Raw genomic sequence first — 14,864 nt, 5'->3', positions numbered from 1 at the left:
ATGATTTATACCATTAAAAAAGTTTGCTTGGCGGTGCCTGCCAGTGCCAGCAGGTGCCAGATAGAAATGAGGATTTTCTAGTTAATACAATGCGTTACGTGTTGTCTGATGCCCGTAGGTGCCTGCCAGTGCCAGACGTGGAATCATTCCCACTCGATCGTGCCCGGCGGCTTGCCGGTGATGTCGTAAGTGACGCGGGAGATGCGCGGGATTTCGTTGATGATGCGTCGCGAACAGTGGTCGAGAAACTCGTAGGGCAGGTGCGCCCAGCGGGCGGTCATGAAGTCGATGGTCTCGACGGCGCGCAGTGCGATGACGTAGTCGTAGCGGCGGCCGTCGCCGGTGACGCCGACGGACTTCACCGGCAGGAACACGGCGAAGGCCTGCGAGACCTTGTCGTAGAGGTCATGCTTGCGCAGCTCTTCGATGAAGATGTGATCGGCCAGGCGCAGGGTGTCGGCGTATTCCTTCTTCACGGCACCGAGGATGCGTACGCCCAGGCCCGGACCGGGGAACGGGTGACGGTAGACCATGTCATAAGGCAGGCCGAGTTCCACGCCGAGGCGCCGCACCTCGTCCTTGAACAGCTCGCGCAGCGGTTCGAGCAGCGTGAGGTTCATGTGCTCGGGCAGGCCACCGACGTTGTGGTGCGACTTGATGAGATGCGCCTTGCCGGTCTTGGCACCGGCCGACTCGATGACGTCGGGATAGATCGTGCCCTGGGCCAGCCACTTCACATTCCTGAGCTTGGCGGCCTCCTCCTCGAACACCTCGATGAACAGATTACCGATGAGTTTGCGTTTGCGCTCGGGGTCGTCGATGCCGTGCAGTGCCTCGAGGAAGCGCGCCTCGGCATCGACGCGGATCACCTGCACGCCCATGTGTTCGGCGAAGGTGGCCATGACCTGATCGCCTTCCTTGTGGCGCAGCAGACCGTTGTCGACGAACACGCAGGTGAGCTGATCACCGATGGCGCGGTGCAGCAGCGCGGCGACCACCGAGGAATCGACACCGCCGGAAAGCCCCAGCAGCACCCTGTCGGTGCCGACCTGGTCACGAATGGCGGCGATGCTGTCCTCGACGATGTTGCCGGCGGTCCACAGCGCGTCGCAGCCGCAGATGTCGCGGATGAAACGTTCGAGGATGCGCCCGCCCTGACGGGTATGGGTCACCTCGGGGTGGAACTGCACACCGTAGAAGCCACGCGCGTCGTCGGCCATGGCGGCGATGGGTGCGCTGTCGGTACTCGCCATCAGTTTGAAGCCGGGCGGCAGCTCGCTGACACGGTCGCCGTGACTCATCCACACGTCCAGCAGGCCGTAGCCCTCTTCGCTGGTGTGGTCCTCGATGTCCTTCAGCAGGCGGGTATGCCCCCGGGCGCGCACCTGTGCGTAGCCGTATTCGTGCTGCGCGGCGGCTTCCACTTTGCCCCCCAGCTGCACGACCATGGTCTGCATGCCATAGCAGATACCAAGTATCGGTACGCCCAGCTCGAACACCTGCTGCGGCGCACGCGGGGTATGCTCGGCCGTGACCGTCTCCGGCCCACCAGAAAGGATCACGCCCCTGGGCTCGAACCTGCGGATGTCCTGCGCCTCCAGGTCCCAGGGATGGATCTCGCAGTAGACGCCGATCTCGCGCACACGGCGGGCGATGAGCTGGGTGTACTGCGAGCCGAAGTCGAGGATCAGGATACGGTGGGCATGGATGTCGGCGTGGGGGTTCAAGGCGGTAGCTCGGGATTCGGGATTCGGGATTCGGGATTCGGGATTCGGGATTCGGGATTCGGGATTCGGGATTCGGGAAGGAATGTGGCGGTCCCGGTTGTGGTGTCAATACCCTGAACCCCGAATCCCAGCTGCTGAATCCCGGTCTTTCACACGCGGTAGTTCGGTGCTTCCTTGATGATCTGCACGTCGTGCACGTGGCTCTCCGCCATACCGGCACCGGTGACCCGCACGAAGCGCGGTTTGGTGCGCATTTCCTCAATGGTCGCACAACCGGTGTAGCCCATGCTGGAGCGCAGGCCGCCGAGCAGCTGATGGATCACCGGACCCATCGGCCCCTTGTAGGGCACGCGGCCCTCGATGCCCTCGGGTACCAGCTTCTCGGCGGAATTGTCTTCCTGGAAGTAGCGGTCCGAGGAACCCTGCTGCCCGGACATCGCGCCCAGCGAACCCATGCCGCGGTAGGACTTGTAAGACCGACCCTGGAACAGCTCGACCTCGCCCGGTGCCTCTTCGGTACCGGCCAACATGCCGCCCACCATGATGGAATGCGCGCCGGCGGCGATGGCCTTGGCCATGTCGCCGGAGTACCGGATACCGCCGTCGGCGATCAGTGGCACGCCGCTGTCCCTGAGCGCCGCCGCGACGTTCGCCACGGCACTGATCTGCGGCACGCCGACGCCGGCGACGATGCGCGTGGTGCAGATCGAGCCCGGGCCGATGCCGACCTTGACGCCGTCGGCGCCGGCCTTGACCAGCGCCAGCGCGGCCTCGGCGGTGGCGATGTTACCGCCGATCACCTGCAGGTCGGGGAACTGCTTCTTCACCCAGGCGACGCGCTCGAGCACGCCCCTGGAATGACCGTGCGCGGTATCGACGACGATCACGTCGACGCCCGCCGCCACCAGCCCGGCGACACGCTCGTCGGTACCGGCACCGACGCCCACCGCCGCGCCCACACGCAGCCGGCCCTGATCGTCCTTGCAGGCGTTGGGCTTGTCGGTGGCCTTCTGGATGTCCTTCACCGTGACCAGGCCGCGCAGCTCGAAACCGTCGTCGACCACCAGCACCTTCTCGATGCGGTGGGCGTGCAGCAGGCGGATGATCTCGTCCTTGCTGGTGCCCTCCTTCACCGTGATCAGGCGATCCTTCGGCGTCATCACCGCGGACACGGGCTCGTCGAAGCGGTGCTCGAAACGCAGGTCGCGGTTGGTGACGATGCCGACCAGCTCCTCGCCGTCGACCACCGGCACGCCGGAGATGTCGTGGGCGCGGGTCAGGTCGAGCACTTCGCGGATGCTGGTGGTCGGGCTCACCGTGAACGGCTCCTTGATGACGCCGCTCTCGAACTTTTTCACCGCACGTACATGCTGGGCCTGCTGCTCGGCCGTCATGTTCTTGTGGATGATGCCGATGCCGCCCTCCTGCGCCAGCGCGATCGCCAGCCGTGCCTCGGTGACGGTGTCCATGGCCGCCGCCAGCAGCGGGATGTTCAGACCGATACCGCGGGTCAGGCGGGTCTGGAGCTGGACGTCCTTGGGCAGGACAGCGGAGTAGTCGGGCAGCAGGAGGACGTCATCGAATGTGAAGGCTTCTTCGGCAATGCGCAGCATAAGGGGGGTCCGGTACCTAAAGTCTTGAAGTGAAGCGTGCAATTATAGGTTCAGGAGGGCCACCGGGTAAACCGCGCCCGGGGGACGGTACCCCGGACCACACCTCGCTGGGTCTTCGACACGCACTTGAACCATGCTTGGCCACGGAATCCACGGAACGACACGAGAAACACTGATTGTAAACGCCTGAAAACCAGACCGTGGGGGATGATCCCGGGTCTGCACAGTGTCCATTTCTCGTGTCATTCCGGGTGCTTCCATGGCCATCCCACGGTTCTGAGCTGCGGCCCGCCCACCCCTGGACCCGGCAAGGGCTTCCGGTATCATCCCGCCCATGTCCACGCCCGCCGACAGCCCCGACCGCAACATCTACAGCGTCGGTCGCCTCAATGCCGAGGCCCGTGCCCTGCTGGAAGGTGCCTTCCCCCTGATCTGGGTCGAGGGCGAACTGTCCAACGTCTCCCGCCCCGCCTCCGGGCACCTGTACTTCACCCTGAAGGACAGCGGTGCCCAGGTGCGCTGCGCCATGTTCCGGGGCAACAACCGCTTTCTGACGTTCCGCCCGGCCGACGGTCTGCAGGTCCTGGTACGCGCCAACCTGTCGTTGTACGAGGCGCGCGGTGACTATCAGCTCATCGTGCAGTCCATGGAAGAGGCCGGCGACGGCGCCCTGCAGCGGGCTTTCGAGGCGCTCAAGCGGAAGCTCGCCGCCGAAGGCCTGTTCGATCCTGCCCGCAAGCAGGATCTGCCGGCCCTGCCCCGGTGCATCGGCGTGGTGACCTCGCCGACCGGGGCGGCGCTGCGTGACATCCTGAGCGTGCTACGGCGGCGCTTTCCGGCCATCCCGGTGCTGCTCTATCCCGTGCCGGTGCAGGGCACCGGCGCCGGCGCCGAGATCGCCGCCGCCATCCGCAGCGCCGACCGGCGTCGCGACTGCGACGTGCTGATCGTCGCGCGCGGCGGCGGCTCGCTGGAGGACCTGTGGGCCTTCAATGAAGAACCGGTCGCACGCGCCATCTACGACTGCGGCATCCCCGTGGTCAGCGGTGTAGGCCACGAGGTCGACTTCACCATCACCGATTTCGTCGCCGACCGGCGCGCCCCGACCCCCTCGGTCGCCGCGGAGATGGTCAGCCCCGACCAGGTGGAGTGGCTGGGTCAGTTGCGCGCTCTGGACCGCGAACTCTACAAGCACCTGCAGCGCCGGCTGCAGCGTCTGGACGAGCGGCTCGGCTGGCTCGATAAGCGCCTGCAGCAGCGGCATCCGGGCCAGCATCTGCGCCAGCGCGCCCAGCGCCTCGACGAACTCGACCAGCGCCTGCGGCGTGCGCTGCGCGCCCGCATGAGCCAACCCCGCGAACGCCTCGCCACCCTGGAGGCGCAGCTGCAGCGCCACCACCCCGGCCCACGCCTGCAACGCCTGCGCGATCTGGAGACCACCCTGGCACGGCGACTGCGTAGCGCCATCCAGACTCAGCTGCAGCAGTCCCGCCAGCGCCTCACCGCCCTCGGCCGCACCCTGGACACCGTCAGCCCGCTCGCCACCCTGGAACGCGGCTACGCCATCGTCACCACCGGCGACGGCCGCGTGCTGCAGGACGCCCGCACTGCGCGCCCCGGCGACCACATCCACGCCCGCCTGGCCCACGGCCACCTGCACGCCACAGTGGACGACATCGAGGAGTGACCCGCGTCGGTCATTTGAACCACGTCGGGTATTTGAACCGCCAAGACGCCAAGAATGCTGTGTGAACCGCCAAGGCGCCAAGACGCCAAGAAAACCGAAATAAATGGAAAGGCGATTTGGGTTTTTCCATGTATCCGCCTTGACGTTCTTGGCGCCTTGGCGTCCTTGGCGGTTCCCAATATCTTCTTGGCGTCTTGGCGTTCTTGGCGGTTCAAAAAGCGTTCTTGGCGTTCTTGGCGTCTTGGCGGTTCTCACTATCTTCCTGTCGCGCCTCGGCGGTTCAATCAGCCCCGTAATCGCGTTAGGATGCACAGCATGCTGCATAGACTTTCCCTTCTGCTGATCGCGTTGCTCCTACCCGCGCTGACCGTCGCGCTGCCGCGCAGCGAGGCGGTGCCGGGCGGGGTCGTGGTGATCGCGCTGGGTGCATCCACCCCGGCGTCCCAACCGCCCCAGGTGCACTATGGGGATAAGCGCGTGCTGGTGGCCGAGGACGAGGGCCAGTGGCATGCCGTGGTCGGCATCCCGCTGGGCACGAAACCCGGCGCACACACCCTGTCGGTGCGCCGCGCGGGGAAGATGGAGAAACTACGTTTCGAGGTACGCGACAAGGCCTACGAGACGCAGCGTCTGGTCATCAAGGAAAAGCGCAAGGTCGAACCGAACGCCAGGGACATGGAGCGGATCCGCCAGGAGACGCCGCGTATCCAGCAGGCGCTGCGCCACTTCAGCGAGCGTGAGGCAGTGGTCACCGACTTCATCTGGCCGGCCGACGGCCCGACCAGCAGCCCCTTCGGCCTGCGACGCTTCTTCAACGACCAGCCGCGCCAGCCGCACAGCGGCCTGGACATCGCCGGACCGCTGGGGGCGGCCATCCGCGCGCCGGCCGCCGGCCGCGTGCTCGATACCGGCGACTTCTTCTTCAACGGCAACACGGTGTTCATCGACCACGGCCAGGGCCTGGTCACCATGTATTGCCACATGAGCCGCATCGATGTGCAGGCCGGTGATGAAGTCGAGGTCGGTGAGGTCATCGGCGCCATCGGCAAGACCGGCCGCGTCACCGGGCCTCACCTGCACTGGGGTGTGAGTCTCAACAACGCGCGTGTCGATCCCCTGCTGTTCCTGCCGGCACGCCCCGCACCCGCCGCCCGCTGAAGGTGCGCGCCGCCCCCAGCGCGTCGCCCTGACCCATCACCCTCATCAACCCGGCAGGGACAGCGCGCGTCCCCAGTCGATCGCCCACCCGGCCGCGCCTGCGGCGATGACGTCACAGCCGAGTCTGGCGATGCGCGGTTCCTGGTGCAGTCCGGCGAGCTTACCCAGAACGCCCCAGCGGGACTGTCCGGTCACGATATAGCAGGCGTGGCGCTGCCCGGCCAGCGTCGCGACGCCGTCCCGCAGGTCACCTGCGGTCACGACGATCTCGGCCCCGTGGATCCCGAGATGATGCAGGAGGCCCACCAGCCAGCCCCGGGCCGTGCGTGTCATGCCCTCCCTGACCTCGCCGGCCGAGGCGAAGGGTGCATACCCGCTCTCCGCGCTGTAGTGGTCGACCACGTGGGTCACGATCAGGCCCGCCCGGTGCAGGCGCGCGAGTCCGGATGCGCAGTGCACGACGTGCTCCGCCTTGCGGTCGAGATCGACCGGCGCGATGACCGTCCGTTGCATGCCAACGCCCTCCTTCAGTGGGGCAAACCGATACCGTGCGCAACCGGCAGATGTGCGGAGGATCGCGGCGGCGACGAATCGTGCCGGCGGCCGGCGCCGATCGCGCGCCCCTGCGCCGGGGCGTGTCCTCGCAGCGCCGCCCACGACGGGAAGGCACCGCCGTCGGCAGCATCTGTGCTTGCCTGCGGCTCATCGGGCGACGCGGCCGACAGCGAAATGCCACCGTCCACGCCCCAGCGGTGCGTCGGGTTGAGACGCTGCGCGCGCCAAGCCCGACGCAGGCGGCGGATACGCAGCACGACCGTGCCGGCGAGCACGGTGAGCACGGCAACCACGGGCAGAAATCCAGGCATCCAACCGCTCCAACTCGGCGCTGCGGGTCGCGCGGCGTGCGGCGGGTGCCTGATCAGCTGCGGACCGATGTGCGAAGTGGTAAGGACGATAGCAAGGTCGGGCTCAAGTCCCGGTCAAGCGCGGATCAAGACCTTGTGAAGGCGCCGCCTGCGGGCGGATGCCGCAGCAGCGGTTCAGGAACGGGCGCCAAAGCCCAGCCGGAAGAGCGCACCGCCCTCGGGACGATTCTGCACCGCGACGACCCAGCCCTGGCGGTCAGCGATGCGCTTGACCAGCGGCAGGCCGATGCCCGCCCCGCGGGTGGCGCGTCGGGAACGGTCACTGTGCTCGAACAGGTGGTTCAGATCCTGTGGCGCTACGCCCGGGCCGGTGTCGGCGACGCTGAGCACACCGCCCTCCAGGGTGATGGTCACGCTGCCCGACGCCGTATAGGTGAAGGCGTTGCGCACCAGATTCCCCATGGCAATGGCGAGCAGGGGCCGCTCCACGGTAAGCGCCAGCGGCTCGCGGACATCCACTGTGACCAACACCTGCTTGTGATCCAGGAGATGCCGGTGCTGCCCGACCACCTCGCGCAGGACTTCCTCCACGGGACAGTCGGCGGTCGTCGCGGCATCGCTGCGCTGTTCGCGTGCCAGCATCAGCAAGGTGGCGGTGAGATCCGCCATGTCGCGTTCCGCGCGGGCGATGCGGTCGATGCGGGCGCGGGTCAGCCGGTCGAGATCGCCCTGGCCCTGCAGCACCTCGACCGCGCCCTGGATGACGGTCAGCGGCGTGCGCAGCTCATGGCTGGCATCGGTGGCGAAGGCGCGCTCGCGCTCGACGAAGGCGCGCATGCGCGCCAGGTAGCGCTCGAAGGCATGGGCGAGTTCGCCCACCTCGTCGTGTGGCAGCCCCTCTGCGAAGGGCGTGTCCAGATCGCTCGGCGGGCGTTCGCGCACGCGGCGCGCCAGTTCGCGGACCGGGGCGATGACCCGGCCCGCCAGCCACCAGCCCCAGGCGGCGGCGAGCAGGCTGGTCGCGGCGATACCGACCAGGATCGCGGCGAGCAGCCGCCGTTCGCGCCGCTCCACGGCGGAGTTGTCATGCAGCATGTACAGGGTTGCGTCGCCGGCGCGCACCACGGCGACGCGGTACGTGACCCCGCCCACGCGGACCGGAGAGCGTCCCTCCGGCAGGCCACGCAACTCCGGCGGGCGTTCATCGGGGCGATCGTCGCGCAGCAGGTAGCCGCGGACGGTGGCCGTCATCGGCGGCAGCGAGGCGGGATTGCGCGCCAGGCGGGCACGATAGTCCTGGACCTCCGCCGTCAGCGCCTCGTCGATCAGCCGCCGCTCCAGATCCTGGAAGGTGAGGTAGACCCAGCCCCCGAGGACGAGACTGGCGCTGCCACTGATCAGCGCGAAGCCGACCATCACGCGCAGCCGCAAGCCGAGGTTGAACATCACGGCTCGGCGGTGAGGCGGTAGCCGAAGCCACGCACGGTGTGCAGCAGCGGTCTGGCGAAGGGCTTGTCGATGATCGTCCGCAGCTGGTGCAGATGGCTGCGCAGCGCGTCGCTGTCGGGCGGCGAATCACCCCAGATGCAGCGCTCCAGTTCGGCCCGGCCGACCACCTGCGGCGAACGCTCCAGCAGACGCTGGAGCAGCTTGAGCGGGATCGGCGGGAGATCGAGGGGCTGACCGGCGCGTGTGGCCTGCCAGGTGGCGGTGTCGAGGACCAGGTCGTCCACCTGCAGGCGGCCGCCGCGTGCCCCCCGGGGCCCGCGCCGCACCAGGGCCTGGAGCCTGGCCTCCAGCTCCAGCAGCGCGAAGGGCTTGACCAGATAGTCGTCGGCACCGCTGGCAAAACCCTCCAGCTTGTCTTCCAGACTGTCCCGGGCGGTGAGCATGAGGACGGGCGGCGACCGGTCGGTGGCCCACAGTCTGGTGCACACCTCGAGACCGTCGATGCCGGGCAGCATCAGATCGAGGACGATGGCGTCGTAGTCGTTTTCCAGCGCGAAGCCGAGCGCCGTGTAGCCGTTGTAGGCAATGTCCACGGTATGGCCACGCCCTTCCAGGAACTCGGCCAGGTTCGCCACCAGGTCGGGGTTGTCCTCGACTATCAGGATGTTCATACCAGGACCGCCGTTCATCACCCGATTAGTATGTCAGGCGCGACCCATGCGGTCACGCCATCGGCCGCACGTACTTGCCTGCCGGCCCCGCTTGCCGTATTTAGTCTCCCCACCTCCGCACAAGCCGACCGAGAACCACACCGGTGAAAGGGAATCTGTTCCTCACTACCTGTCTGATCCTGCTGCTGCCCATCCCCGCCCTGGCCGCCGGGGGCGATACCCCGTTGGACCTGACACACCACCCGGTCGGCTACGCGGCCCTGGTCATCTTCGTGATCGCCTACCTGCTGGTGATGGCCGAGGAGTTCACCCACCTGCGCAAATCCAAGCCGGTGATCCTGGCCGCCGGCATCATCTGGGCGCTGATCGCCGCGGTCTATGCCAATGACGGGCTCACCCACGCGGCGGAACGGGCGGTACGCTACGACCTGCGGGAATACGCCGAGCTGCTGCTGTTCCTGCTGGTGGCGATGACCTACATCAACGCCATGGAGGAGCGACGGATATTCGATACGCTGCGCTCCTGGCTCATCCGCCGGGGCTTCGGCTTCCGTGCCCTGTTCTGGATGACCGGTACGCTCGCCTTCTTCATCTCGCCGGTGGCCGACAACCTCACCACGGCCCTGCTGATGTGTGCGGTGGTCATGGCGGTAGGCGGCGACAACGGTCGCTTCATCTCGCTCGCCTGCATCAATATCGTGGTCGCCGCCAATGCCGGCGGTGCCTTCAGCCCGTTCGGTGACATCACGACACTGATGGTATGGCAGAAGGACCGGGTCGATTTCTGGACCTTCTTCGTCCTGTTCGTCCCGGCGCTGATCAACTTCCTGGTGCCCGCGGCCCTGATGCACTTCGCCGTGCCGCAGGGGCAGCCGCTCGCCTCCGACCGGCAGGTCGTCATGAAGCGCGGCGCCAGGCGCATCATCCTGCTGTTTGTGCTCACCATCGCGACTGCCGTGAGTTTTCACAACTTCCTGCTCCTGCCGCCGGTCATCGGTATGCTGACCGGTCTGTCCTATCTGCAGTTGCTCGGCTATTACCTGAAGAGGACCTCGCACCGGGATCGCCGTGGCCGACGGGAGGATCCGGACACGGCGGGGCGCATGGGCGATGTGGTCTCGTTCGACGTATTCCAGTCAGTGGCGCGCGCCGAATGGGATACGCTGTTGTTCTTCTATGGCGTGGTACTGTGCGTCGGCGGGCTGGGCTTCATCGGCTACCTCGCCCTCGCCTCCGAGGTGATGTACGTCCAATGGGGTGCCACTGCCGCCAACATCAGCGTGGGTGTACTGTCCGCCATCATCGACAACATCCCCATCATGTTCGCGGTACTGACCATGAACCCGGACATGTCCACCGGTCAGTGGCTGCTGGTGACACTGACCGCCGGCGTCGGCGGCAGTCTGCTCTCCATCGGGTCGGCGGCGGGCGTGGCCCTGATGGGACAGGCGCGGGGCCACTACACCTTCTTCGGCCATCTGAGATGGACGCCCGCCATCGCCCTCGGCTATGCGGCCAGCATCGCGACCCACATCTGGATCAATGCCGGCCACTTCTGACGCTGCGTGGACCGGCGGACTGCCACCGCCGCCCGGACAGGAACGACGAACGCACCGGAAAACTGTGACGGCCCACGCAACCCGCCCGATGGGGACGCTGGCAGACTGACGCAAACAACAACCTCGATCCGGAGAACACCGCCATGTCCCATTCCCGTTCGTTCAAACCGCGCGTCCACCTGCTGGCCGGTATCCTCGCGACCGCCCTACTGCCCGCCTGCGGGGGCGGCGGCAGTTCCGGCAGCGCCACCGGCACGCTGAACCTGTCCGTCACAGATGCGCCCGTCGACTACGCTGAGCACGTCTGGGTCGAGTTCAGCGGCGTGGAGATCAAGGCCGCCGGCGGCAGCGTCGTCGACATCATCTACGACACGCCGCGCCGGATCGACCTGCTGGCCCTGACCGGCGGCATCGCCGAGGTCATCGTCGACAATCAGGTCCTGCCCGCTGGCCAAGTCCAATGGCTCCGCCTGAAGGTCAACGCCAGCCAGGGTGGTGACCCGGCGGACGACAGCTACATCGTGATCGACGGCGTTTCCTACGAACTGCGCATTCCCAGCGGCGACGAGCGCGGCCTGCAGCTGAACCGCCCGATCACCATCCCGGAAGGCGGCGTCGCCACCTTCACCATCGATTTCGATCTGCGCAAGTCGGTGCACGCGCGTTCCGGCGGCGTCTACCATCTGCGGCCGACGCTGCGCCTGGTCGACAACAGCACGGTCGGCGCGCTGGCCGGTACGGTCGACGCCGCCACGCTGGCCGCCGCCGGCTGCGAAAGCGGCGACCCGGCGGCGGTCTATGTGTTCGAAGGTACCGTGATCCCAGACGACGTCGACGGCACCGACCCGGATCCGGTGTCCACTGCCAGTGTCGACTGGGAGGCCGGCGACACCACCTACACCGTCGCCTTCCTCGCGGCCGGCGACTACACCGCGGCCTTCACCTGCGACGCGGGCCTCGACGACCCGGCCGCCAGCGACGCCAGCGTGAGTTTCACCGGCGCCGCCCCGGTGACCGTCGTCGCCGGCCGGACCGCCACCCAGGATTTCTGAATCCCCCCGTCCGACCCGTCCGGCATCCACGGGGCGGGCCCTGTCTGCGCCGACATGGCATCGCAAAAAACCTTTGTGGCCACGGAACCACACGGAAAGACCCATTGTTGAAAACCCAATGAAGCCATCCGTAGGGTGCGTCGAGGCGCAGCCTGACGCACCGGGTTTCACGCCACGGTGCGTCGCTGGCGCCGACGCACCCTACACGCCCGATCCCTTGCTGGCGCGGGGCGAGCCGGGAATCTGCCACGGAAGCACACGAAAATACACGGAAGATCTCGGGGTACCGGGCGTTGCATTCCGTGTGCTTCCGTAGCCAACAACGATAAATGCAGCCAACGCCCGGCTCCAGGCGCACCCGCGACACTTTACTATGAATGCGAATCATTGTATTTTACGTTAGCCGTCGAGACTGCCCCACTGCGAGGTTCGCCCATGAAGCGCCTGTCACTGCCCCTGCTGTTCCTGTTCGCCCTGGTCGGCCCCGCCGCCGCCATGCCGGACCTGCCCAAGCTGGTGCAGCTGATCGACTATGTCGGCGTCGACTATCCGGAGGCCGTCGCCGCCGGCGAGATCATCAACGAGGCGGAATATGCCGAGATGCTCGACTTCACGGCGGCCATCCGCGAGCAGAGCGCACAACTGCCCGACAGCGGCGCTGCAGCGGACTTCGCCACGACGGCACGGCAGCTCGAGACCCTGGTGCACGAGCGCGCGGCGCCGGCGACCGTCGCCGCCACGGCCGCGCAGCTGCGGCACGCCCTGATCGACCACTTCGACATCGTCGTCGTGCCGCGCAAGGCACCCGATTTCGTCCGTGCGCGCCAGTTGTACGCGAACAACTGTGCCTCCTGCCACGGCGCCGACGGCCACGGCGACGGGTTCGACGCGCGCGGCATGGAGCCACCGGCCACCGATTTCCACGACAGCGCGCGCTGGGGGCAGCGCACCCTCTACGGCCTCTACAGCACCATCACCGCCGGCGTCGGCGGCACCGGCATGCGCGCCTTCGACGAACTCAGCGAGGACGAACGCTGGGATCTGGCCTTCCTGGTCGGCGGCATGGCCGTGACCGACAGTGCGGCGGCCGCGGGCAAGGCGGTCTGGTCCGGCAAGACCAAGGCCCGTGACCTCGCCGAGCTGCGGCGCGCCACCGTCACCACGCCGGCCGAGGCGGCCGCACGCTTCGGACCGGAGGGGCGCGATCTCATGGCCTTCCTGCGCACCCAACCGCAGGTGCTGTTTGCCAACGCCTCACCGCTGGAGTTCGCGCGTCACACGCTCGCGGCCAGCCTCGAGGCCTACCGCGCCGGTCAGCGCGCCGATGCCTACAAGCTGGCGGTGACCGCCTACCTCGATGGCTTCGAGCTGGTCGAACGCGGTCTCGATGCCATCGATCCCAAACTGCGTCTGCAGATCGAAACGGAGATGGTTGCCTATCGCAATCTGCTGCGCAATGACAACCAGCTGGCCCCGGTCGAGGCCAAGGCCGCCGAAGTGCAGGCGCTGCTCGGCACTGCCGCCGAGCGCCTGCGCAGTACCACGCTGTCGACCGGGGCGGCCTTCGTCAGCGCCTTCGTCATTCTGCTGCGCGAAGGTCTGGAGGCGATCCTGGTGGTGGCCGCGCTGGCGGCCTTCCTGATCAAGACCGAGCGCCGCGATGCCCTGCCCTATCTGCATGTGGGCTGGGTCGGCGCGCTGGTGCTCGGCGGCGCGACCTGGGTGGCCGCGGCCTACTTCATCGACTTCAGTGGTGCGAACCGCGAGATCACCGAGGGCGTCGCCGCCCTGGTCGCCATGGCGGTGCTGTTCTACGTCGGCTTCTGGATGCACAGCAAGACCAGTGCGCGGCAGTGGAAGCGTTTCATCGACGATTCGGTGAAGAAGACGCTGTCGACCGGCACCTTGTGGGGCCTCGCCGGGCTGTCGTTCATTGCGGTCTACCGCGAGGTGTTCGAGACCATCCTGTTCTACCAGGCGCTGTGGGCACAGGCCGAAGGCCCCGCCCAGGGCATGCTGCTGTCCGGCTTCGGCGTCGGCGCGGTGGTGCTGGCAGTGATCGGCTGGCTGATCCTGCGCTACAGCCAGCGCCTGCCGCTGCGCCAGTTCTTCTCCGTCACCAGCATCTTCATGCTCGTGCTGGCCGTGGTGTTCGCCGGCAAGGGCATCGCGGCGCTGCAGGAGGCGGGCCTGCTGCCCATCGATCCGGTGAACTTCCCGCGCATCGATCTGCTCGGCATCTATCCGAACCTGCAGGGGCTCGCCGTGCAGGCCGGGCTGGTGCTGCTGGCGGCGCTGCTCCTCTGGGGCGGCACGCTGCGGCGCCACCACGCGCCGGCCTGATATTCGCCTGAATCCGACCGGCCCCTACGCGTCGAAACCGCGCAGCACCGCGCGGTAGGTGCGCAGGCCGTACAGCAGGTTCAGCCACAGCAGCCCGCAGGCGGCGGCGAACGTCAGGGCCGCCGGCCAGAGCAACAGGTACGGCCACAGCGCCGCGCCCGTCAGCAGCAGCAGCGCCAACGCGTGCAGCACGAACTGCGGACGCGCCCGGCGGTCCGGGATGATCGCCTTCGTATTCGGGATACGGCGCCGCGCCTCGCGGCTGCCGGCGTGCGTCTGCAGGTGCAGCCACACCAGGAACGGCAGGATCTTGTACAGCATCCCGCTGACGATGGAGACAGCGAAACCCGGGATCAGCAGCATGCCCAACAGCAGTGGATAGCGCACCTCACCCCATGCACCACCGTACAGCTGCCGTGCCGCCCACAGCAATGCGCCGGCGAGCAGGCACAGCATCGCCAGCCGCCAGAACCACAGCGTGATGTCCGGCAGGCGCCGGCGACGGCGCGCCTGCACGTACAGGGTCCAGACCGCGAACAGCACGAAGCCTGCAGCCAGGCCGACCTCGGCGACCGTACGCAGTACCGTGACGGCGTACTGGCCGGGAAGCACCGGCGCCACCGACAGCAGCAGCAACGCGGCGAACAGTCCCGGCACCAGCCAGCGCCGCAGCGCCGCGGGATACTCCGGCGTCATCTGGAACATGGGCACGACCTGGTAGGCCACACCCACCCCCAGC

The 14,864-nt window shown here is 67.4% G+C and carries 12 protein-coding genes; 5 read left to right on the top strand and 7 right to left on the bottom strand.

What is annotated here, in order from left to right; all coding sequences use genetic code 11:
- Positions 1-143: 143 nt before the first annotated feature.
- On the bottom strand, positions 144-1,727 hold the full coding sequence (guaA, locus tag K8I04_09220; protein MBZ0071888.1) for a glutamine-hydrolyzing GMP synthase: 1,584 nt from the start codon (positions 1,725-1,727) through the stop codon (positions 144-146).
- 149 nt (positions 1,728-1,876) lie between these two features.
- Positions 1,877-3,340, bottom strand: coding sequence for an IMP dehydrogenase (gene guaB / locus K8I04_09215; protein ID MBZ0071887.1), 1,464 nt, complete (start codon positions 3,338-3,340; stop codon positions 1,877-1,879).
- Between the two features lie 334 nt (positions 3,341-3,674).
- Between guaB and xseA the strand changes: the two genes are divergently transcribed.
- Together xseA and K8I04_09205 are read left to right on the top strand one after the other, a co-directional pair.
- Entirely contained in the window at positions 3,675-5,027 is a 1,353-nt protein-coding gene (xseA, locus tag K8I04_09210) for an exodeoxyribonuclease VII large subunit (protein ID MBZ0071886.1), read from the top strand.
- 315 nt (positions 5,028-5,342) lie between these two features.
- Positions 5,343-6,185 carry a peptidoglycan DD-metalloendopeptidase family protein gene (locus K8I04_09205; GenBank protein MBZ0071885.1) on the top strand — a complete coding sequence of 281 codons (843 nt, stop codon included), beginning with the start codon at positions 5,343-5,345 and terminating at the stop codon, positions 6,183-6,185.
- Between the two features lie 45 nt (positions 6,186-6,230).
- Here the strand turns inward: K8I04_09205 and K8I04_09200 are convergent, their stop codons facing one another.
- The 4 genes from K8I04_09200 to K8I04_09185 form a co-directional block, all read right to left on the bottom strand.
- The gene (locus tag K8I04_09200) at positions 6,231-6,698 is read right to left on the bottom strand and encodes a universal stress protein (GenBank protein ID MBZ0071884.1); all 468 of its coding nucleotides are present in this window, start codon (positions 6,696-6,698) and stop codon (positions 6,231-6,233) included.
- A gap of 14 nt (positions 6,699-6,712) precedes the next feature.
- Positions 6,713-7,051 carry a hypothetical protein gene (locus K8I04_09195; protein MBZ0071883.1) on the bottom strand — a complete coding sequence of 113 codons (339 nt, stop codon included), beginning with the start codon at positions 7,049-7,051 and terminating at the stop codon, positions 6,713-6,715.
- 174 nt (positions 7,052-7,225) lie between these two features.
- Positions 7,226-8,497, bottom strand: coding sequence for a HAMP domain-containing histidine kinase (locus tag K8I04_09190; protein MBZ0071882.1), 1,272 nt, complete (start codon positions 8,495-8,497; stop codon positions 7,226-7,228).
- Complete coding sequence (locus K8I04_09185) at positions 8,497-9,171, bottom strand: response regulator transcription factor (protein ID MBZ0071881.1); 675 nt, start codon at positions 9,169-9,171, stop codon at positions 8,497-8,499. The genes K8I04_09190 and K8I04_09185 overlap by 1 nt, the downstream gene beginning before the upstream one ends.
- Before the next feature lie 143 nt (positions 9,172-9,314).
- On the opposite strand from K8I04_09185, the gene nhaD reads away from it, so the two are divergent.
- The 3 genes from nhaD to K8I04_09170 all read left to right on the top strand — a co-directional run bounded on the left by nhaD (position 9,315) and on the right by K8I04_09170 (position 14,125).
- Positions 9,315-10,730 (top strand): sodium:proton antiporter NhaD, encoded by a 1,416-nt coding sequence (nhaD, locus tag K8I04_09180; protein ID MBZ0071880.1) that lies wholly within the window; start codon positions 9,315-9,317, stop codon positions 10,728-10,730.
- Between the two features lie 143 nt (positions 10,731-10,873).
- A complete protein-coding gene (locus K8I04_09175; protein ID MBZ0071879.1) occupies positions 10,874-11,782 on the top strand; it encodes a DUF4382 domain-containing protein in 909 nt (302 codons plus the stop codon).
- Positions 11,783-12,217: 435 nt separating this feature from the next.
- Positions 12,218-14,125, top strand: coding sequence for a cytochrome c/FTR1 family iron permease (locus tag K8I04_09170; GenBank protein MBZ0071878.1), 1,908 nt, complete (start codon positions 12,218-12,220; stop codon positions 14,123-14,125).
- 24 nt (positions 14,126-14,149) lie between these two features.
- On the opposite strand, the gene K8I04_09165 is transcribed toward K8I04_09170, so the two are convergent.
- Positions 14,150-14,864 (bottom strand): hypothetical protein (locus tag K8I04_09165; GenBank protein MBZ0071877.1); only part of this gene is annotated, 715 nt, incomplete at its 5' end.

The organism is Gammaproteobacteria bacterium, from assembly GCA_019911805.1.
Classification (GTDB): Bacteria; Pseudomonadota; Gammaproteobacteria; order Thiohalobacterales; family Thiohalobacteraceae; genus JAHJQQ01.
The sequence above is the reverse complement of the archived record's forward strand: the minus strand, read 5'-3'. Positions and strand labels throughout refer to the sequence as shown.

Excerpts from the sequence above, each read along its gene's own strand:
- guaB (MBZ0071887.1), bottom strand. The coding sequence starts at position 3,340 with ATGCTGCGCATTGCCGAAGAAGCCTTCACATTCGATGACGTCCTCCTG.
- xseA (MBZ0071886.1), top strand. The coding sequence starts at position 3,675 with ATGTCCACGCCCGCCGACAGCCCCGACCGCAACATCTACAGCGTCGGT.
- K8I04_09205 (MBZ0071885.1), top strand. The coding sequence starts at position 5,343 with ATGCTGCATAGACTTTCCCTTCTGCTGATCGCGTTGCTCCTACCCGCG.
- K8I04_09200 (MBZ0071884.1), bottom strand. The coding sequence starts at position 6,698 with ATGCAACGGACGGTCATCGCGCCGGTCGATCTCGACCGCAAGGCGGAG.
- K8I04_09195 (MBZ0071883.1), bottom strand. The coding sequence starts at position 7,051 with ATGCCTGGATTTCTGCCCGTGGTTGCCGTGCTCACCGTGCTCGCCGGC.
- K8I04_09190 (MBZ0071882.1), bottom strand. The coding sequence starts at position 8,497 with ATGTTCAACCTCGGCTTGCGGCTGCGCGTGATGGTCGGCTTCGCGCTG.
- K8I04_09185 (MBZ0071881.1), bottom strand. The coding sequence starts at position 9,171 with ATGAACATCCTGATAGTCGAGGACAACCCCGACCTGGTGGCGAACCTG.
- K8I04_09175 (MBZ0071879.1), top strand. The coding sequence starts at position 10,874 with ATGTCCCATTCCCGTTCGTTCAAACCGCGCGTCCACCTGCTGGCCGGT.
- K8I04_09170 (MBZ0071878.1), top strand. The coding sequence starts at position 12,218 with ATGAAGCGCCTGTCACTGCCCCTGCTGTTCCTGTTCGCCCTGGTCGGC.